This window comes from Cronobacter dublinensis subsp. dublinensis LMG 23823, assembly GCF_001277235.1.
In the GTDB taxonomy this organism is placed as follows: Bacteria; Pseudomonadota; Gammaproteobacteria; order Enterobacterales; family Enterobacteriaceae; genus Cronobacter; species Cronobacter dublinensis.
Genome location: NZ_CP012266.1, coordinates 4,021,919 through 4,042,077 on the forward strand (window position 1 = coordinate 4,021,919; position 20,159 = coordinate 4,042,077).

15 protein-coding genes, 2 tRNA genes and 3 rRNA genes are annotated in these 20,159 nt (G+C 55.7%); 5 read left to right on the forward strand and 15 right to left on the reverse strand.

All coding sequences use genetic code 11. From position 1 onward, the window contains the following. Positions 1–44: 44 nt before the first annotated feature. Positions 45–881: a glyoxylate bypass operon transcriptional repressor IclR gene (gene iclR, locus AFK67_RS18585; protein WP_007709137.1), complete on the forward strand. Its 837-nt coding sequence runs from the start codon at positions 45–47 to the stop codon at positions 879–881. Positions 882–940: 59 nt separating this feature from the next. On the opposite strand, the gene aceK is transcribed toward iclR, so the two are convergent. From aceK to AFK67_RS18630, 9 genes are all read right to left on the reverse strand, one after another. After that, positions 941–2,731: a bifunctional isocitrate dehydrogenase kinase/phosphatase gene (gene aceK, locus AFK67_RS18590; RefSeq protein WP_007709135.1), complete on the reverse strand. Its 1,791-nt coding sequence runs from the start codon at positions 2,729–2,731 to the stop codon at positions 941–943. A gap of 174 nt (positions 2,732–2,905) precedes the next feature. After that, the gene (gene aceA / locus AFK67_RS18595) at positions 2,906–4,213 is read right to left on the reverse strand and encodes an isocitrate lyase (RefSeq protein ID WP_007709133.1); all 1,308 of its coding nucleotides are present in this window, start codon (positions 4,211–4,213) and stop codon (positions 2,906–2,908) included. Between the two features lie 31 nt (positions 4,214–4,244). Beyond that, entirely contained in the window at positions 4,245–5,843 is a 1,599-nt protein-coding gene (aceB, locus tag AFK67_RS18600; RefSeq protein ID WP_007709131.1) for a malate synthase A, read from the reverse strand. Positions 5,844–6,116: 273 nt separating this feature from the next. Further along, positions 6,117–7,046, reverse strand: coding sequence for a homoserine O-acetyltransferase MetA (gene metA / locus AFK67_RS18605; RefSeq protein ID WP_032966194.1), 930 nt, complete (start codon positions 7,044–7,046; stop codon positions 6,117–6,119). Positions 7,047–7,308: 262 nt separating this feature from the next. Further along, positions 7,309–7,424, reverse strand: a 5S ribosomal RNA gene (rrf, locus tag AFK67_RS18610). A 90-nt stretch (positions 7,425–7,514) separates the two neighbouring features. Continuing rightward, positions 7,515–10,418, reverse strand: a 23S ribosomal RNA gene (locus AFK67_RS18615). 169 nt (positions 10,419–10,587) lie between these two features. Next, positions 10,588–10,663 (reverse strand) — tRNA-Ala (locus AFK67_RS18620). A gap of 34 nt (positions 10,664–10,697) precedes the next feature. Next, positions 10,698–10,774, reverse strand: a tRNA-Ile gene (locus AFK67_RS18625). 69 nt (positions 10,775–10,843) lie between these two features. Next, positions 10,844–12,386, reverse strand: a 16S ribosomal RNA gene (locus AFK67_RS18630). The 16S, 23S and 5S rRNA genes sit together here with 2 tRNA genes alongside, the layout of an rRNA operon. Positions 12,387–12,861: 475 nt before the next feature. Between AFK67_RS18630 and AFK67_RS18635 the strand changes: the two genes are divergently transcribed. Beyond that, positions 12,862–13,416 carry a gamma carbonic anhydrase family protein gene (locus AFK67_RS18635; RefSeq protein WP_007728111.1) on the forward strand — a complete coding sequence of 185 codons (555 nt, stop codon included), beginning with the start codon at positions 12,862–12,864 and terminating at the stop codon, positions 13,414–13,416. On the opposite strand, the gene AFK67_RS18640 is transcribed toward AFK67_RS18635, so the two are convergent. Genes AFK67_RS18640 through dprA form a run of 6 tightly spaced genes read right to left on the reverse strand, consistent with a single transcriptional unit; the run spans position 13,392 to position 17,168 of the window. After that, entirely contained in the window at positions 13,392–13,649 is a 258-nt protein-coding gene (locus AFK67_RS18640) for a DUF1488 family protein (RefSeq protein ID WP_007728115.1), read from the reverse strand. The two genes, AFK67_RS18635 and AFK67_RS18640, sit on opposite strands and share 25 nt — an antisense overlap. Then, positions 13,646–14,464 carry a shikimate dehydrogenase gene (gene aroE, locus AFK67_RS18645; RefSeq protein ID WP_007728116.1) on the reverse strand — a complete coding sequence of 273 codons (819 nt, stop codon included), beginning with the start codon at positions 14,462–14,464 and terminating at the stop codon, positions 13,646–13,648. The genes AFK67_RS18640 and aroE overlap by 4 nt, the downstream gene beginning before the upstream one ends. A gap of 3 nt (positions 14,465–14,467) precedes the next feature. After that, a complete protein-coding gene (gene tsaC / locus AFK67_RS18650; protein WP_032967499.1) occupies positions 14,468–15,040 on the reverse strand; it encodes an L-threonylcarbamoyladenylate synthase type 1 TsaC in 573 nt (190 codons plus the stop codon). Then, positions 15,030–15,587, reverse strand: a complete 558-nt coding sequence (locus AFK67_RS22300) for a DNA topoisomerase family protein (protein ID WP_071602779.1) — start codon at positions 15,585–15,587, stop codon at positions 15,030–15,032. Before AFK67_RS22300 ends, tsaC begins: the two co-directional genes overlap by 11 nt. Positions 15,588–15,610: 23 nt before the next feature. After that, positions 15,611–16,084, reverse strand: coding sequence for a DUF494 family protein Smg (gene smg, locus AFK67_RS18660; protein WP_004388634.1), 474 nt, complete (start codon positions 16,082–16,084; stop codon positions 15,611–15,613). Beyond that, positions 16,056–17,168 carry a DNA-protecting protein DprA gene (gene dprA / locus AFK67_RS18665; protein WP_007728121.1) on the reverse strand — a complete coding sequence of 371 codons (1,113 nt, stop codon included), beginning with the start codon at positions 17,166–17,168 and terminating at the stop codon, positions 16,056–16,058. The genes smg and dprA overlap by 29 nt, the downstream gene beginning before the upstream one ends. Positions 17,169–17,297: 129 nt before the next feature. On the opposite strand from dprA, the gene def reads away from it, so the two are divergent. The 3 genes from def to rsmB all read left to right on the forward strand — a co-directional run bounded on the left by def (position 17,298) and on the right by rsmB (position 20,137). Beyond that, on the forward strand, positions 17,298–17,813 hold the full coding sequence (def, locus tag AFK67_RS18670; protein ID WP_007752944.1) for a peptide deformylase: 516 nt from the start codon (positions 17,298–17,300) through the stop codon (positions 17,811–17,813). An 18-nt stretch (positions 17,814–17,831) separates the two neighbouring features. Further along, a complete protein-coding gene (gene fmt, locus AFK67_RS18675; RefSeq protein WP_007728125.1) occupies positions 17,832–18,779 on the forward strand; it encodes a methionyl-tRNA formyltransferase in 948 nt (315 codons plus the stop codon). Positions 18,780–18,847: 68 nt separating this feature from the next. Beyond that, positions 18,848–20,137, forward strand: a complete 1,290-nt coding sequence (gene rsmB, locus AFK67_RS18680; protein WP_038884620.1) for a 16S rRNA (cytosine(967)-C(5))-methyltransferase RsmB — start codon at positions 18,848–18,850, stop codon at positions 20,135–20,137. Positions 20,138–20,159 lie beyond the last annotated feature (22 nt).

Below are 20,159 nucleotides of genomic sequence, written 5' to 3' on the forward strand. Positions count from 1 at the left end.
AATAAAACGAAAATGATTTCCACGATACAGAAAAGGAGGCCGCTATGGTCGCTGCCGTACCCGCCAAACGTGGCAAAAAGCCCCGTAACGCCACCGCTGCCGCCGCGCCGCAGGCAACGGGCCAGGTGCAGTCGCTCACGCGCGGCCTGAAACTGCTGGAGTGGATCGCCGAATCGCAGGGCAGCGTGGCGCTGACCGAACTGGCGCAACAGGCTGGTTTGCCGAACTCCACCACGCATCGTCTGCTGACCACCATGCAGCAGCTGGGTTTTGTGCGCCAGGTCGGCGATTTAGGCCACTGGGCGATTGGCGCGCACGCGTTTATTATCGGCAGCAGTTTTCTGCAAAGCCGTAACCTGCTGGCGATTGTTCATCCGATTCTGCGCACGCTGATGGAAGATTCCGGCGAAACCGTGAACCTGGCCGTGCTCGATAAGAGCGATCATCAGGCGATTATTATCGACCAGGTGCAGTGTAATCAGCTGATGCGTATGTCCGCGCCGATTGGCGGCAAGCTGCCGATGCACGCCTCCGGCGCCGGCAAAGCGTTTTTGTCGCAGCTCGGTGATGAAGAGGTCTCGGCGCTGCTGCACCGTCAGGGGCTGAAAGCCTATACGCATGCAACGCTGGTCGCGCCCGCGCACCTGAAAGACGATCTCGCCCAGACGCGCAAGCGCGGCTACTCCTTTGACGATGAAGAGCACGCGCTCGGCCTGCGCTGCGTGGCGGCCTGTATTTATGACGAGCACCGCGAGGCGTTCGCTGCGATCTCCATTTCCGGGCCCATTTCACGCATGACCGACGATCGCGTGACGGAGCTGGGCGCGCTGGTTATCCGGGCGGCAAAAGAAGTTACGCTGGCTTATGGCGGTATTCGTTAAAGCGGTCAACGTGTTATACAAAAAGGCCGGAGCGGCTGCGCATCCGGCCTGTTTTACTTCTACCCTTCGCTCACCGTCGAGGGCGTCAGCCCGGAAATGAGACTCTCCAGGTCGGCGCTCGGACCTGGCCAGCGAACACAGAACCGTTGCCTTCGGCGGTACGCATACACATCCTCCACATGCCCTTCACGAATGCGCGTCTGTAGCGCGCGCCAGTAGCTGGCGCTGAACAGGTCGCTGTGCATCTCTTCAAACAGCGGACCGATTTTCGGATCGGCGCAGAGCCAGTGGCGAAACTCTTCCGGGAAGACGTCGCCGGGGGCGACGCTGTACCAGGGCTCGGCGCTGAGCTCGTCTTCCGGGTAGCGCGGCGGCGGGATATCGCGAAAGTTCACCTCGGTCATGTAGCAAATCTCGTCATAGTCGTAGAAAACGACCCGTCCGTGGCGTGTGACGCCGAAGTTTTTAAACAGCATATCGCCGGGGAAGATATTGGCGGCGGCGAGCTGGCGGATAGCGTTGCCATATTCTTCGATGGCGTCGCGCAACTGCTGGCCGGTCGCCTGCTCAAGCCAGAGGTTGAGCGGCACCATTCGCCGCTCAATATAAAGATGGCTGATGGAAATGGCGTCGCCCATGTCGGTGAGTTTCTGCCCGACCTCCTGTTGCAGCAACGCCATCAGCGCCGGGCTGATTCGCCGTTTTTCGATAACGAAATTCTCAAATTCCTGGGTGTCCGCCATGCGCCCGACGCGGTCGTGCTCTTTAACCAGCTGATAGCAGGCGCGCACGTGCGCTTCGCTCATCTCCTTCTGCGGGGCGAAACGGTCTTTGATGACTTTAAACACCCGGTCGAACCCCGGCAGTGTGAAGACCAGCATCACCATGCCGCGAATGCCGGGCGCTTCAATGAACTGTTCGTCGGCATGGCGCAGGTAGTAAAGGTATTCGCGATAGCTTTCGGTTTTGGCGTGTTTCTGACAGCCAATCGCCATGTAGAGCTCCGCCGTGGTTTTACCCGGCAGGATTTCACGCAGCCACTCGACGAGCGCGGCGGGCAGCGGCGCATAGACCATGAAATAGGAGCGGGCGAAGCCGAAGACGATACTGGCTCCGGCACTGCCGGTGAGGCAGGTGTCGACGAAGAGTTCGCCGTCGTCGCTGCGATGAATCGGCAGCAGGAAAGGCAGCGTGGCGTCGGGCAGGCGCAGTTTACCCACCAGCCAGGCAGCTTTGTTGCGGTAAAACAGTTCGTTGGCTACTTCCAGATGCGCCTGTGCGAGTCGCGTCGGGCCGAGCGTCTCACCGAGATGCGCGATGATGTAGCGAATGTCGCGCGCTAAATCCTGCCACGGCAGACGCAGCGGCAGATCGCCAAGCAAGGTGGCGAGCAACGGTTGCCAGCCCTGTTCCGGGAAAAACGTTTTGGCGAGCGGGCGCGCGATGGTGCGAAAACGTCGCTCCGGTTGAGAACTGAAAATAAAGAGCCGCTCCGGCGTCAGGGAGCGGTGGTCGTACAGTCGGCAGTAGACCGAATTGAAAAAGCTTTCGGCTATTTCAAAGCGCGGGTAGTCGGGAAGAAGATCGGTGTAGTGGCGCTTTACGCGCAGCAGAAAGTCCGCATCGGTAGCCTTTCCTTCCATGATGCAGCGCAGTTGCTCCACCACCAGCCCGACGTGATGATCGTAGAGATGGATGCGGCTTTTCATCGCCTGCTGGACGGCGTGCCAGTCGGCCTGCTCGAAGCGATGCTGCGCACCCGCCGTGATCTCCAGAAAGCGGCCATATTGCGCGTCAAACCCTTGCAGGATGGTCTGAGCGATGAGGAGTTCGAGTCCACGCGACGGCATAGGCAGGCTCCGTGTGTGAAAGTGGAAAGGCGTCAGCCGGTGACTGTGAGCGATATGCGCCATTATTCAATGGTGGGTGCGCTTCGCTTACCCGCCCTACAGTGCCACAAAACGACAGCGCGCCATCGTGGAACGTAAGGCGGGTCAGCGTTAGCGCCCCCCGCCATCGCGTCGTCAGAACTGCGCTTCTTCGGTCGAGCCTGTCAGCGCCGTGACGGACGACGCGCCGCCCTGAATGATGGTCGTCACGTTGTCGAAATAGCCAGTGCCCACTTCCTGCTGGTGCGAGACGAAGGTGTAGCCCTCTTTACCTGCGGCGAACTCCGGCTGCTGCACTTTCTCGACGTAATGCTTCATCCCTTCGCCCTGCGCGTAGGCGTGGGCGAGATCGAACATGTTGAACCACATGCTGTGGATGCCTGCGAGCGTGATGAACTGGTATTTGTAACCCATCGCCGACAGCTCCTCCTGGAAAGACGCGATGGTTTTGTCATCGAGCTTTTTCTTCCAGTTGAAAGACGGCGAGCAGTTGTAAGCCAGCAGTTTACCAGGGAAGCGCGCATGGATGGCTTCGGCGAAGCGACGGGCCTGGTCGAGATCCGGCGTGGAGGTTTCGCACCACACGAGATCCGCATAAGGCGCGTAGGCGAGTCCGCGGCTGATGGCCTGCTCGACACCTGCGCGGGTGCGGAAGAAGCCCTCGCTGGTGCGCTCGCCAGTAATAAATTCGCTGTCATACGGATCGCAGTCGGAGGTGATGAGATCTGCCGCGTCGGCATCGGTGCGCGCAATAAGCAGCGTCGGTACGCCCATCACGTCGGCCGCCAGGCGTGCCGCCACCAGCTTCTGGATAGCCTCCTGCGTCGGCACCAGCACTTTGCCGCCCATATGGCCGCACTTTTTCACTGAGGCGAGCTGATCTTCAAAATGCACCGCCGCCGCGCCGGCTTCAATCATGGCCTTCATTAACTCGAACGCATTAAGTACGCCGCCAAACCCCGCCTCGGCATCGGCCACGATCGGCAGGAAATAGTCGACATAGCGCGGATCGCCCGGCTCAATGCCCGCCGCCCACTGGATCTGATCGGCGCGACGGAAGGTATTGTTGATCCGCTCCACCACTGCCGGAACCGAGTTAGCCGGATAGAGCGATTGATCCGGGTACATGCTGGCCGCAAGGTTAGCGTCCGCCGCCACCTGCCAGCCGGAAAGATAGACCGCCTCGATCCCTGCCTTCGCCTGCTGCAGCGCCTGGCCGCCGGTCAGCGCGCCGAGACTGTTGACGTAACCTTTTTTTGACTCGCCGTGCAGCAGACGCCACATCCGGGCCGCGCCGAGCTGCGCCAGCGTACATTCCGGGTTAACCGAACCGCGTAATTTCACCACGTCCTGCGCGCTGTAAGGACGACGAATGCCTTCCCAGCGCGGGTGTGTCCATTCCTGCTCTAACTGCTGAATTTGTTGGGTACGAGTCGTTTTCATGGCAGATGCTCCGTTTTGTTATGGTGTAGGTTCAGGCCAGCAGGCGATAGCCAGGCAGCGTCAGGAAGTCGATCAGTTCATCAGAGGTGGTGATTTGTTCCATCAGGCGGGCGGCTTCATCAAAGCGGCCGTGGCTGTAGCGCTGCTCGCCCAGCTCTTCCTGAATGACCAACATCTCTTCGGCGAGCATCTGGCGGAACAAGTCTTTTGTGACCTGTCTGCCATTGCTGAGCGTTTTCTGATGATGGATCCACTGCCAGATGGAGGTGCGCGAGATCTCCGCCGTCGCGGCATCTTCCATCAGGCCATAAATCGGCACGCAGCCGTTGCCGGAGATCCAGGCTTCGATGTATTGCACCGCCACGCGGATATTGGCGCGCATGCCCTCTTCAGTGCGCTCGCCGGGGCACGGCTCAAGGAGTTGTTCTGCGGTAATGGGCGCATCATCGTCGCGCAGCACATGCAGCTGATTTTTATGCTCGCCGAGGGCGCGGTCGAACACGGCCATGACCGTATCGCCGAGACCCGGGTGCGCAATCCAGGTGCCGTCATGACCGTTGGCGGCTTCGAGCTCTTTATCCGCCTTCACTTTGTTGAGCACCCAGGTGTTGCGCTCGCTCTCTTTGCTGGGAATGAATGCCGCCATGCCGCCCATTGCGAACGCGCCGCGGCGATGGCAGGTTTTAATCAGCAGCCGCGAATACGCGTTCAGGAAGGGTTTGTCCATCGTCACGGATTGTCTGTCCGGCAGGACACGATCCGGATGATTTTTGAGGGTTTTGATATAGCTGAAGATGTAATCCCAGCGGCCGCAGTTGAGCCCGACGATATGGTCGCGCAGCGCGTGCAGGATTTCGTCCATCTGGAAAACCGCAGGCAGCGTCTCGATAAGCAGGGTGGCTTTGATGGTGCCGCGCGGCAGGCTGAAGCGGTCTTCGGCATAGCTGAACACCTCGCTCCACCAGGCGGCTTCACGCCAGGACTGAGTTTTCGGCAAGTAGAAGTAAGGGCCGCTGCCTTTGGCCAGCAGATTTTTATGGTTGTGGAAGAAATAGAGCGCGAAGTCAAAGAGGCTGCCGGGGATCGGCTCGTCACGCCAGGTAACATGTTTTTCCGGCAGATGCAGGCCACGCACGCGGCAGACCAGAACCGCCGGGTCGGGCTTGAGCTGGTAAATTTTACCTGCCTCGTTGGTCCAGGTGATGGTGCCTTTTATCGCATCGCGCAGGTTAACCTGACCTTCAATCACTTTGCTCCAGGCAGGCGCCAGTGAATCCTCAAAATCGGCCATAAACACTTTGACGTTGGCATTGAGCGCGTTGATCACCATTTTGCGATCGACCGGGCCTGTTATCTCGACGCGACGGTCGAGCAGATCGTCAGGAATACCGCGAATTTTCCAGTCACCACCTCTTATGGAAGCCGTTTCCAAAAGGAAATCTGGCAGCTTGCCGCTGTCGATATCATGCTGCACCTGCTGGCGCGCCGCGAGCAGGCTGTTGCGCTGCGGCGTAAAACGGGCCACCAGTTCAGTAAGAAACTCGACGGCTTCTGGCGTCAGGATCTGTCGTTCCTGCTCGCCAAAGGGCTGGCTGAACGCCAGTTCTGCGGTAATAGCCTGTTGATTCATAGCAGCGCTCCTCGGTTTTGATCCAAAAGATTCCTCATTGCTGGCGTACGCGATCTGTCACGTTCAGATTTCGTACAGCATCATTAAGACTACTCAATCTAATTTCAAAATCAAAAACAATTTCCATTTTTACAAAAAAAACTCAATAAGTAATTGAATTTCATGAAAATAAAGTAATGATTAAGAGTGAAGTGATTTTCAAAAATAAAGAAAGGCACCCGAAGGTGCCTTATGGAGCGTGCTGAAACGCTTAAGGATCGCGTACGTGGAATTTTATTCGAGCGTAGGGTTCATATGCCGCAGATCGTATGGGGTTATCTGATAAACGTAATAGTTGAGCCAGTTGGTAAAGAGCAGGTTACCGTGGCTGCGCCAGGTGGCGCGCGGCGTTTTTGTGGGATCGTCATCCGGGAAATAGTTATAGGGTACGCATGGCGAAAGACCCGCTTCAACGTCACGGAAATATTCGCCGGCGAGCGTCAGGGCGTCATATTCAGGGTGGCCGGTGACAAACGCGATGCGCTTGTCTTTACTGGCGAACAGGTAAGCATCGCCTTCTTCTGACTCAGCAAGGATATCGAGATCGGTGTAGTCGCGGATCAGCGCCGACGGGAAATCCGCATAGCGTGAATGTGGAGCAAGGAAGGAGTCGTCAAAGCCTTTGGTCAGCAGGGCGTGCGGCTGCGTGATGTGATGCTCGTAGACGCCGGAGATTTTCTCCTGCCGCGTCTGTTTAGGGATGCCATACAGGATGTTCAGTGCGGCCTGCACGGCCCAACAGACAAAAAGCGTTGAGGTGACGTGCTCTTTCGCCCATTCCAGCACCTGCTTGATCTGGGGCCAGTAGGCGACATCGTTGAACTCCACCAGGCCCAGCGGGGCGCCGGTGACGATTAAGCCGTCATAGTTGTCGTTGCAGATATCTTCGAAGTTACAGTAGAAGTTGTTGAGATGCTCTGCGGGCGTGTTGCGTGACTCGCGGCTGTCGATGCGCAGCAGGCGGATATCGACCTGCAACGGCGAGTTGGAGAGAAGCCGCAGGAACTGATTTTCCGTTTCGATTTTCTTCGGCATCAGATTGAGGATCAACACCTTCAGCGGGCGGATTTCCTGCACGCTGGCGCGTGATGTGGTCATCACGAAAACATTTTCCTGACGCAAAAAATTTACGGCTGGCAACTCATCAGGCACCCGAATCGGCATAACCTTACCTCATAACACACGTTTATACGTTTAGACATCCAGACAGCCAACAATAACCAGGAATGGCGTGAATGTCGAGCATGCCAGCATAAGGTGAAAATGTTTCACGGGAATAGAATAGCGATCTGAAGGGTGAAAGGGATATCGCGCAGCGGACGCAGAGTTGCGGGTTATGGGGAGGGGAAAAGGCGGGGCTGATGCTGTTGTCTGGTACCCAGAAAGCAAAAACCCCTCAGCATCGCTGAGGGGTTCTTTATTTGATGACTGGCAGTTCCCTACTCTCGCATGGGGAGGCCCCACACTACCATCGGCGCTACGGCGTTTCACTTCTGAGTTCGGCATGGGGTCAGGTGGGACCACCGCGCTACAGCCGCCAGGCAAATTCTGTTCGTCCACCGCTTACGCCATGAACGTTTATCCGTCACAAGCTGAATCGTCTCTCAACACGCCAGACTTCTTTGGCGTTGTAAGGTTAAGCCTCACGGTTCATTAGTACCGGTTAGCTCAACGCATCGCTGCGCTTACACACCCGGCCTATCAACGTCGTCGTCTTCAACGTTCCTTCAGGAGACTTATAGTCTCAGGGAGAACTCATCTCGGGGCAAGTTTCGTGCTTAGATGCTTTCAGCACTTATCTCTTCCGCATTTAGCTACCGGGCAGTGCCATTGGCATGACAACCCGAACACCAGTGATGCGTCCACTCCGGTCCTCTCGTACTGGGAGCAGCCCCCCTCAATTCTCCAGCGCCCACGGCAGATAGGGACCGAACTGTCTCACGACGTTCTAAACCCAGCTCGCGTACCACTTTAAATGGCGAACAGCCATACCCTTGGGACCTACTTCAGCCCCAGGATGTGATGAGCCGACATCGAGGTGCCAAACACCGCCGTCGATATGAACTCTTGGGCGGTATCAGCCTGTTATCCCCGGAGTACCTTTTATCCGTTGAGCGATGGCCCTTCCATACAGAACCACCGGATCACTATGACCTGCTTTCGCACCTGCTCGAGCCGTCACTCTCGCAGTCAAGCCAGCTTATGCCATTGCACTAACCTCCTGATGTCCGACCAGGATTAGCTGACCTTCGTGCTCCTCCGTTACACTTTGGGAGGAGACCGCCCCAGTCAAACTACCCACCAGACACTGTCCCCACGCCAGATTATGGCGCCAGGTTAGAACATCAAACATTAAAGGGTGGTATTTCAAGGTTGGCTCCACGCAGACTGGCGTCCACGCTTCAAAGCCTCCCACCTATCCTACACATCAAGGCTCAATGTTCAGTGTCAAGCTGTAGTAAAGGTTCACGGGGTCTTTCCGTCTTGCCGCGGGTACACTGCATCTTCACAGCGAGTTCAATTTCACTGAGTCTCGGGTGGAGACAGCCTGGCCATCATTACGCCATTCGTGCAGGTCGGAACTTACCCGACAAGGAATTTCGCTACCTTAGGACCGTTATAGTTACGGCCGCCGTTTACCGGGGCTTCGATCAGGAGCTTCTCTTGCGATAACCCCATCAATTAACCTTCCGGCACCGGGCAGGCGTCACACCGTATACGTCCACTTTCGTGTTTGCACAGTGCTGTGTTTTTAATAAACAGTTGCAGCCAGCTGGTATCTTCGACTGACTTCAGCTCCACCCGCAGGGGCTTCACCTACATGTCAGCGTGCCTTCTCCCGAAGTTACGGCACCATTTTGCCTAGTTCCTTCACCCGAGTTCTCTCAAGCGCCTTGGTATTCTCTACCTGACCACCTGTGTCGGTTTGGGGTACGATTTCGTGTTACCTGATGCTTAGAGGCTTTTCCTGGAAGCAGGGCATTTGTTACTTCAGCACCGTAGTGCCTCGTCATCACGCCTCAGTGTTAAAGTGAACCGGATTTACCTGGAACACACACCTACACGCTTAAACCGGGACAACCGTCGCCCGGCCAACATAGCCTTCTCCGTCCCCCCTTCGCAGTAACACCAAGTACAGGAATATTAACCTGTTTCCCATCGACTACGCCTTTCGGCCTCGCCTTAGGGGTCGACTCACCCTGCCCCGATTAACGTTGGACAGGAACCCTTGGTCTTCCGGCGAGCGGGCTTTTCACCCGCTTTATCGTTACTTATGTCAGCATTCGCACTTCTGATACCTCCAGCATGCCTCACAGCACACCTTCACAGGCTTACAGAACGCTCCCCTACCCAACAACACATAGTGTCGCTGCCGCAGCTTCGGTGCATGGTTTAGCCCCGTTACATCTTCCGCGCAGGCCGACTCGACCAGTGAGCTATTACGCTTTCTTTAAATGATGGCTGCTTCTAAGCCAACATCCTGGCTGTCTGTGCCTTCCCACATCGTTTCCCACTTAACCATGACTTTGGGACCTTAGCTGGCGGTCTGGGTTGTTTCCCTCTTCACGACGGACGTTAGCACCCGCCGTGTGTCTCCCGTGATAACATTCTTCGGTATTCGTAGTTTGCATCGGGTTGGTAAGCCGGGATGGCCCCCTAGCCGAAACAGTGCTCTACCCCCGAAGATGAGTTCACGAGGCGCTACCTAAATAGCTTTCGGGGAGAACCAGCTATCTCCCGGTTTGATTGGCCTTTCACCCCCAGCCACAGGTCATCCGCTAATTTTTCAACATTAGTCGGTTCGGTCCTCCAGTTAGTGTTACCCAACCTTCAACCTGCCCATGGCTAGATCACCGGGTTTCGGGTCTATACCCTGCAACTTAACGCCCAATTAAGACTCGGTTTCCCTTCGGCTCCCCTATACGGTTAACCTTGCTACAGAATATAAGTCGCTGACCCATTATACAAAAGGTACGCAGTCACCCTCTTACGAAGGCTCCCACTGCTTGTACGTACACGGTTTCAGGTTCTGTTTCACTCCCCTCGCCGGGGTTCTTTTCGCCTTTCCCTCACGGTACTGGTTCACTATCGGTCAGTCAGGAGTATTTAGCCTTGGAGGATGGTCCCCCCATCTTCAGACAGGATATCACGTGTCCCGCCCTACTCATCGAGCTCACAGCCTGTGTGCCTTCGTGTACGGGGCTGTCACCCTGTATCGCCGGCCTTTCCAGACCGTTCCACTGACACACAAACTGATTCAGGCTCTGGGCTGTTCCCCGTTCGCTCGCCGCTACTGGGGGAATCTCGGTTGATTTCTTTTCCTCGGGGTACTTAGATGTTTCAGTTCCCCCGGTTCGCCTCACAGCACTATGTATTCATGCTGAGATAGTGTGACGAATCACACTGGGTTTCCCCATTCGGACATCGCCGGCTATAACGGTTCATATCACCTTACCGGCGCTTTTCGCAGATTAGCACGTCCTTCATCGCCTCTGACTGCCAGGGCATCCACCGTGTACGCTTGTTCGCTTAACCTCACAACCCGAAGAAGTCTTCGTGCTGCGAGTTTGAGAGACTCTGACACACCGCGCATTCCTTATTTACGGAAGAATGCAGCAGCGTGTCTGTTTCAATTTTCAGCTTGTTCCGGATTGTTAAAGAGCAAATACTTCGCAGTATACTCAGGGAGTACACTCTGAAGTGATGGTGGAGCTATGCGGGATCGAACCGCAGACCTCCTGCGTGCAAAGCAGGCGCTCTCCCAGCTGAGCTATAGCCCCATCGTAGTTAAACCTCTGCAACTCCGTGCGGAGTTGGTAGGCCTGAGTGGACTTGAACCACCGACCTCACCCTTATCAGGGGTGCGCTCTAACCACCTGAGCTACAAGCCTGTAGAGGTTTTGCTTCTTTACTTTCTATCAGACAATCTGTGTGAGCACTACGAGGTTGTATCTTGCAGGTAAGGAGGTGATCCAACCGCAGGTTCCCCTACGGTTACCTTGTTACGACTTCACCCCAGTCATGAATCACAAAGTGGTAAGCGCCCTCCCGAAGGTTAAGCTACCTACTTCTTTTGCAACCCACTCCCATGGTGTGACGGGCGGTGTGTACAAGGCCCGGGAACGTATTCACCGTGGCATTCTGATCCACGATTACTAGCGATTCCGACTTCATGGAGTCGAGTTGCAGACTCCAATCCGGACTACGACGCACTTTATGAGGTCCGCTTGCTCTCGCGAGGTCGCTTCTCTTTGTATGCGCCATTGTAGCACGTGTGTAGCCCTGGTCGTAAGGGCCATGATGACTTGACGTCATCCCCACCTTCCTCCGGTTTATCACCGGCAGTCTCCTTTGAGTTCCCACCATTACGTGCTGGCAACAAAGGATAAGGGTTGCGCTCGTTGCGGGACTTAACCCAACATTTCACAACACGAGCTGACGACAGCCATGCAGCACCTGTCTCAGAGTTCCCGAAGGCACTCCCGCATCTCTGCAGGATTCTCTGGATGTCAAGACCAGGTAAGGTTCTTCGCGTTGCATCGAATTAAACCACATGCTCCACCGCTTGTGCGGGCCCCCGTCAATTCATTTGAGTTTTAACCTTGCGGCCGTACTCCCCAGGCGGTCGACTTAACGCGTTAGCTCCGGAAGCCACGCCTCAAGGGCACAACCTCCAAGTCGACATCGTTTACGGCGTGGACTACCAGGGTATCTAATCCTGTTTGCTCCCCACGCTTTCGCACCTGAGCGTCAGTCTTCGTCCAGGGGGCCGCCTTCGCCACCGGTATTCCTCCAGATCTCTACGCATTTCACCGCTACACCTGGAATTCTACCCCCCTCTACGAGACTCAAGCTTGCCAGTTTCAAATGCAGTTCCCAGGTTGAGCCCGGGGATTTCACATCTGACTTAACAAACCGCCTGCGTGCGCTTTACGCCCAGTAATTCCGATTAACGCTTGCACCCTCCGTATTACCGCGGCTGCTGGCACGGAGTTAGCCGGTGCTTCTTCTGCGAGTAACGTCAATTGCTGTGGTTATTAACCACAACACCTTCCTCCTCGCTGAAAGTACTTTACAACCCGAAGGCCTTCTTCATACACGCGGCATGGCTGCATCAGGCTTGCGCCCATTGTGCAATATTCCCCACTGCTGCCTCCCGTAGGAGTCTGGACCGTGTCTCAGTTCCAGTGTGGCTGGTCATCCTCTCAGACCAGCTAGGGATCGTCGCCTAGGTGAGCCTTTACCCCACCTACTAGCTAATCCCATCTGGGCACATCTGATGGCATGAGGCCCGAAGGTCCCCCACTTTGGTCCGAAGACGTTATGCGGTATTAGCTACCGTTTCCAGTAGTTATCCCCCTCCATCAGGCAGTTTCCCAGACATTACTCACCCGTCCGCCGCTCGTCAGCAAATCAGCAAGCTGATTCCTGTTACCGCCCGACTTGCATGTGTTAGGCCTGCCGCCAGCGTTCAATCTGAGCCATGATCAAACTCTTCAATTAAAGTTTGATGCTCAAAGAATTAAACTGTTAGTTCGTAATGAATTAACTGTTGTTCACTTGAGACTTGATAATCATTTATCGTCCGAAGACGTTAAGATATCAGTGCCCCGAGTGCCCACACAGATTGTCTGATAAATTGTTAAAGAGCGGTGCGACGCGGCTTTCAGCCTGCTGTCGCGAGGTGGCGTATATTACGCTTTCCTCTTTCAGAGTCAACCCTTAATTTCAGAGTTTTTCTCTTATCGCTTCGACTATTTCGTGAAGTGCTTCACATTGCCGTCTCGATGGAGGCGCATTATAGGGATCTCTGATTTCAGCACAACCCTTTTTTCGATCTTTTCTTTCAACTGTCGTTTTTTCACACGCATTGCTGCGATCCCGCTCGATCTGCTCAACGAATACGCGCATTTACGCTTGCGCAGCGCCTTAAATCCAACCAAAGTCTTCTTATCAATTGATAAAAACCGAGGCGATCATGTCTTCTGTATTGCGTCCTTATAAAAATACCTTCCCCCAGACCGGCCAGCGCGTGATGGTTGATAACTCAAGCGTGGTGATTGGCGATGTAAGAATGGCTGATGATGTCGGGGTCTGGCCTCTGGTGGTTATCCGGGGCGACGTAAACTATGTCTCCGTCGGTGCCCGCACCAACATTCAGGATGGCAGCGTGCTGCACGTAACTCACAAGTCCTCCTATAATCCGCAAGGTAATCCGCTGCTTATTGGCGAAGACGTTACCGTCGGGCATAAGGTGATGCTGCACGGCTGCACTATTGGTAATCGCGTGCTGGTTGGGATGGGGTCTATCGTTCTCGACGGTGCCATTATAGAAGACGACGTGATGATCGGTGCCGGGAGTCTGGTGCCGCAAAATAAGCGGCTGGAAAGCGGGTACCTTTATCTCGGTAGCCCGGTAAAGCAGATCCGCCCTCTGAAAGAGGCTGAACGGGAAGGGCTGCGCTATTCAGCCAATAACTATGTGAAGTGGAAAGATGAATATCTGGCTCAGGAGAGCCAGACCCAACCCTGAGCATCTTCTTGCTGAGCGGCGATAAGCTGCTCAGCGTTTTCTTCCAGATCCCAGCGATGCTCGCGGAACGCGGCTAACCATTCATCGGGCGACTCGCCAGAGAAACGCGCCACCAGCACAGGCTGAGGAATGGCGCAGGTGAGCACCAGGCCATTAACCAGCGCCGGAAAGCAAACGGCTTGTCGCTGTTCATCCCAGTGCTCGCGATCGGGGAACTGAATCGCCTGGTTCATTGCGCCAGCTCCTGCTTAAGCTTTTCAATAACGGGCTCCACTTCCGGCAGTACGCCGTGCCAGAGCAGCACCGCATGCGCCGCCTGCCCCACCAGCATTCCTAAGCCGTCTGACATCTGCGTGGCGCCGTGCGCTGCGCACCATGAAAGAAAAGGCGTCTGTCCCTTTTGATAGAACATGTCGTAGCAGCCAACCGTCTGATTTATCAGCGCAGCAGGGAGCGCCGGTATGTCACCGTTGATCCCGCTGGACGTCGCATTAATAATGAGATCGAACACGTGACCGTCCAGATCCTGGAGCGCAACGGCGTTGACGCTACCGGTATGGCTGAACAGGTTCGCCAGTTCCTGCGCTCGCGCAAAAGTGCGATTGGTGATTGTCACTGCGCAATCTAACGAAAGCAGCGGCAATAAGACGCCTCTGGCTGCGCCACCCGCGCCTGTCAGAAGGATCCGGTAGCGCGGTTTGATCATACCGAGGCGTTCAAGATCGCTCAGCAGGCCGATACCATCGGTGTTATCACCAAGCAAACGCCCATCATCGAGCCGCTTCAGCGTATTGACCGCTCCCGCCAGCGCCGCCCTTTCCGTCAGCTCATCTGCACGGGCAAACGCCTGTTCCTTGAAGGGCACCGTGACGTTGGCCCCTTTCCCTCCCGCCATGAAAAAGCCTTCCAGCGTTTCCACGAACGTATAGAGCGGCGCGAGCACGCGTCCATATGGATGCTCAATCTGCAGCTGTGCGGCAAATTGCTGATGAATAAACGGCGATTTGCTGTGCGAGACAGGATTGCCAAAAACGGCGTAAGTTTCCATGCGTTAACCTTGTCGGAAAAGTTCACCCGTCAGCGCGTCACGGATCTCCGACGGATTTTGCCGTCCACCCGTTGCGCCATGTAGCACAGGGAAATCGTCGCCAAACTGCGCCAGGACTTCCTGCGCCGTACGACACGGCTCCAGCCCGGACAGATTGGCGCTGGTCGACACCAATGGTTTGCCAAAGGCTTCGCAGAGCGCGATAACCTGCGGATGATTGGTCACGCGCACCGCCAGCGAATCAAAACGGCCAGTCAGCCAGCGAGGCGTTGACGGCTTCGCCGGGAAGACAAACGTCACGGGGCCCGGCCAGCAGGCAAAGACCGCCTCACGTTGTTCTGGCGTCAGCGCCTCATCATCTATATAAGGCTTCAGTTGCTCAAAATTCGCCGCGATCAGAATAAGCCCTTTCTCCATGGGCCGTTGCTTAAGTTCAAGCAGTCGCTTTACAGCAGTTTCGCTATCAGGATCGCACCCTACGCCAAATACGGCTTCTGTCGGGTAAGCAATGACATGTTCATTTTTAAGGACGTCGACGACATGCGATATCGCGTCCGCAGGTTGGTTATTCTTCACGGTCTGATTCCGCCGTTACCGGCTTTCCACATTGTTTACTGGCACAAAAGCGCTTTACGCCCTGTGCGGTTTTCTTCTCTATAAGGAGGGGATAATGGCATTCCGGGCACTCGCCAGCCACCGGTTTGAAATTAATCACAAACTGGCACTCCGGGTAGCGATCGCAGGAATAAAAGGTTTTGCCAAAGCGCGAACGCCGCTGAACCAGATTGCCGGTGCTGCACTGAGGGCATTGCAGGGCGGTGTCATCAGGTTTGTCGATCTGCTCGGTATGCTCACACTCAGGGTAGCGGCTGCAACCGATAAACATGCCAAAGCGTCCCTGGCGGAGCACCAGCGTTGCATCGCATACCGGACATTGCTGGCCATCCAGCACTTTGACAATGTGACCATCCGCCTGCCCTTTTAGCGGACGGACGTAATCACATTCAGGATAATGCGAACATCCCAGGAAAGGACCATGCTTCCCGGAACGGATAAGAAGTTCAGCCCCGCATTTTGGGCAGGGCTCGTGTTTGGGCACTGAAAAGAGTGCTGACCTTGCCATAATTCACCACTGCACTGAAAATATCAGTGCAGCATACCGTCATTCACTTCAAAGAGCAGTTCTTCCATTTGTTGATAGGCATTTTCACATCCGGGAATGTTGAAAAGCACCATCAGGATGACCCACTTTAAATCTTCTAAATCAAACTCGGCGGTATCCAGCGCCATGACGCGCTCAATAACCATTTCACGAGTTTCGAGATTCAGCACCTGAATTTGTTCCAGAAACAGCAGGAACCCCCGACAGCTGGCGTCCAGCCGCTGGCACTCTTCTGCGGTATAAATACGCATCGAGAGTGGATCCGAAGCCAGTTGCATCGGCGCGGAAAGACCATCCTGATAATCCGCCAGCTTTTCCAGCCATAACAGCGCATTAAAGATATCTTCCTGATCAAAACCCGCATCCGTCAGGTCCCGCGTCAGCTTATCCTGGTCAACGCGCATCTCAGCTTCGTTATGGATATAGGTTTCAAACAAATACATTAGTACGTCGAACATGGCCTGCCCTCCTCACTCGGACATAGCCGCCGGGTACAGCTGCGATCCATCCTGCTAACTCCAGTTCGAGTAGCTGGGCTACTGTCAATGGCACAGGTTGGCCGGCACGTTCAGCGACGACGTCAACAGGTGTAACCTCATCTCCTACGTTAGCCAACAGCTCGGGAAATGGCAATGCACCTTCCTCTTGATCCGGTGAATAATTCGCCGCGTTGAGCCAGGGCAGCTCGTTTTGTAAATAATCGATAATGTCCTGAGGATGCGTAACGGCTATCGCGCCTTGCTGAATCAGCCAGTGCGGCCCTTCACATCCCGGATTACCGATGGGGCCGGGCAGAGCGAAAACTTCACGCCCTTGCTCCAGCGCGCACCGGGCGGTAACGAGCGAGCCGCTGCGCAGCGCTGCCTCGACCACCAGCACGCCAAAGCTTAACCCGCTGATAATACGGTTACGTCTGGGGAAATTGGCCGGACGGGGCTGTGCTTCGAAAGGGAACTCCGAGATGACGGCGCCGCCTTGCGCAATAATCTCCTCCGCCAGTTTACGGTGGCGAGCCGGGTAGACCTGCGTCAGGCCGTTGCCCAGCACTGCGATCGTTTTCCCCTGAGCCCGCAGCGCACTGCGATGCGCGACGGCATCAATACCCAGCGCAAGACCGCTGGTTAACGTCAGGCCGGCTTCCGCGAGCGCATAACAAAGCTTGCTCCCCCAGTGCTCGCCGTACCAGGAGTGATGACGACTGCCCACCACGGCCATCTGCGGTCTGGTCAGTACTGTTGGGTCGCCCGCCACCAGCAGCGCGCCGGGAAACCACTCAATCGCACGTAAAGGGAGCGGATAAGCCGGAGAAAGGGCCGTGAGCAGATGATGCCCCGGTATTTCAAGCCAGCGCAGAACCGCATCAAGCTTCGCGGCGGGATAACTGAAAAACAGTGTTCGTTGCTTTGCATTCAGCCCCGCCAGGCGCAATGCATCCGCAGGATCCTCCCGCCTGTTTTGCAGACGCTGAAATGCCTGCACCATTATTTCACCGCTCAGGCTGTAAACCGCCATCAGGCGTAACCAAATCTCCGTTGGTGACATCGCGCTATCCCTCGCCAGACGCCGCTCTCTAATCCCTGTGATTCGTTGCTGATGCTGTCAATCAAAGGGGGATTTGTCTAGAATAGAGGGTAAGATCCTTTCAACTCTTGAATACAGCTCTGGAAATTTATGTCAGTTTTGCAGGTATTACATATTCCGGACGAGCGGCTTCGCATCGTCGCTGAACCGGTAAAAGAAGTTAATGCAGATATTCAGCGCATCGTTGATGATATGTTCGACACGATGTACGCCGAAGAAGGTATTGGGCTTGCCGCCACGCAGGTAGATATTCATCAGCGCATTATCGTGATTGATGTCTCTGAAAACCGCGATGAACGCCTGGTGCTTATCAATCCGGAGTTGCTGGAACAGTGCGGCGAAACCGGCATTGAAGAAGGCTGCCTGTCTATTCCGGAACAGCGCGCTTTTGTGCCGCGCGCCGAGAAAGTAAAAATTCGCGCCCTCGACCGTAACGGCAAGTCTTTCGAACTGGAAGCTGACGGCCTGCTGGCTATCTGTATCCAGCACGAAATGGACCACCTGGTCGGTAAGCTCTTTATCGATTATCTGTCGCCGATGAAGCGCCAGCGTATTCGTCAGAAAGTTGAAAAACTGGATCGCATGAAGGCGAAAGCCGCAGATTAAATAAAGACAGGGAATAACGTGTCCGAGTCACTTCGCATTATTTTCGCCGGTACGCCGGATTTCGCAGCGCGTCATCTTGAAGCGCTGTTGTCCTCCTCCCATGAGATTGTCGGCGTGTTTACTCAGCCGGACCGTCCGGCGGGCCGCGGTAAAAAGCTCATGCCAGGGCCTGTAAAGGTGCTGGCCGAGGAAAACGGCCTGCCGGTTTTCCAGCCTAAGTCTCTGCGCCCTGCTGAAAATCAGGCGCTCGTGGCTGCGCTGAATGCGGACGTGATGGTTGTTGTCGCTTATGGCCTGATTCTTCCGGAGGCGGTGCTTGCGATGCCGCGTCTCGGTTGCATTAATGTCCACGGTTCCCTGCTGCCGCGCTGGCGCGGCGCGGCGCCTATTCAGCGTTCGCTGTGGGCGGGCGATACGGAAACCGGCGTGACTATCATGCAGATGGATAAAGGGCTTGATACCGGCGATATGCTGCGTAAGCTCTCATGCCCGATTACGACGGATGACACCAGCGCTTCGCTGTATGACAAACTCGCGCAGCTGGGCCCGCAAGGAATGCTCGCCACCCTGAGCGATCTGGCATCGGGCGCTGCGGTGCCTGAAAAGCAGGATGACACAAACGCCACCTATGCTGAAAAGCTCAGCAAAGAAGAGGCGCGCCTCGACTGGACGCTAAGCGCTGCTCAGCTGGAACGCTGCATTCGTGCGTTTAACCCGTGGCCGGTCAGCTATTTCATGATTGACGACCAGCCGGTTAAAGTCTGGAAAGCGTCAGTGCTGGATCAGCAGAGCAAAGCAACGCCGGGCACCGTGCTTGAGGCCGGTAAAGCGGGCATCAAGATAGCGACGGCCGATGGCATCCTTAACCTGGAAGAGCTGCAGCCTGCGGGCAAAAAAGCGATGTCAGCGCAAGATCTTTTAAACTCCCGCCAGGAGTGGTTTACGCCGGGCCATATTCTCGCCTGAGCGACGGCATTAACAGCCCGGATTTCCGGGCCTTTTTATTTCAGATGCAGGTTAACCTGCCCGTGGCTATGAAAAAATCCATTAATCTGCGCAGCATGGCGGCGCAGGCTATCGAACAGGTAGTCGAAAAAGGCCAGTCACTCAGTACCGTTCTGCCACCGCTCCAGCATAAAGTCTCCGACAAGGACAAAGCCCTGCTACAGGAGCTCTGTTTCGGCGTGCTTCGCACGTTCTCGCAGCTGGAGTGGCTTATCAATAAGCTGATGTCGCGCCCGATGACCGGCAAACAGCGCACCATTCACTATCTGATTATGGTGGGCTTTTATCAGCTGCTGTATACGCGCATTCCACCGCACGCGGCGCTGGCGGAAACCGTCGAGGGTGCAGTAGCCATCAAGCGTATGCAGTTCAAAGGCCTCATTAATGGCGTGTTACGTCAGTTTCAGCGCCAACAGGAAGAATTGCTGGCCGAATTCGCAGAGCAGGATGCGCGCTATCTGCATCCGATGTGGATATTAACGCGGTTACAGGCGGCCTGGCCGCAGCAGTGGCAGGCAATCGTAGAGGCGAATAACGAACGTCCGCCGATGTGGCTGCGCGTCAATCGTCAGCATCATTCCCGAGATGAATGGCTCAGCCTGCTCGAAGAGTGCGGGATGACGGGCCATATTCACCCGCGTTATCCTGACGCCGTACGCCTTGAAACGCCCGCGCCTGTCAGTGCTCTTCCAGGGTTTGACCAGGGCTGGGTAACCGTACAGGACGCTTCGGCGCAGGGCTGTGTCGAACTTCTGGCACCGCAAAACGGTGAAACTATTCTCGATCTCTGTGCCGCCCCTGGCGGAAAAACCACGCATATTCTTGAAGCCGCGCCGCAGGCCACTGTGATGGCGGTGGACATAGACGCGCAGCGTATCTCCCGCGTCTATGACAACCTTAAACGCCTCCGGATGAAGGCAGACGTCAAGGTGGGTGACGGTCGCTTCCCGGCGCAATGGTGCGGAGATACGCAGTTCGACCGTATTTTGCTGGATGCGCCCTGTTCCGCGACCGGTGTTATCCGTCGTCACCCGGATATCAAATGGCTGCGCCGTGATTCCGATATCGCCGAGCTGGCGCAGTTGCAGTCGGAAATTCTGGACGCCATCTGGCCACACCTTAAGCCAGGCGGTACGCTGCTGTATGCGACCTGCTCCATTTTGCCGGAAGAGAACAGCGAACAGATCCTGGCATTCCTCGCCAGAACGCCGGATGCACAACTGGACGGCACCGGGTCAGCACAAACGCCCGGCATACAGAATCTTCCCGGCGCGACCGAAGGCGATGGCTTCTTTTACGCTAAGCTAATCAAAAAGTGATTGGGCCCGCGCAGGCGGCCCC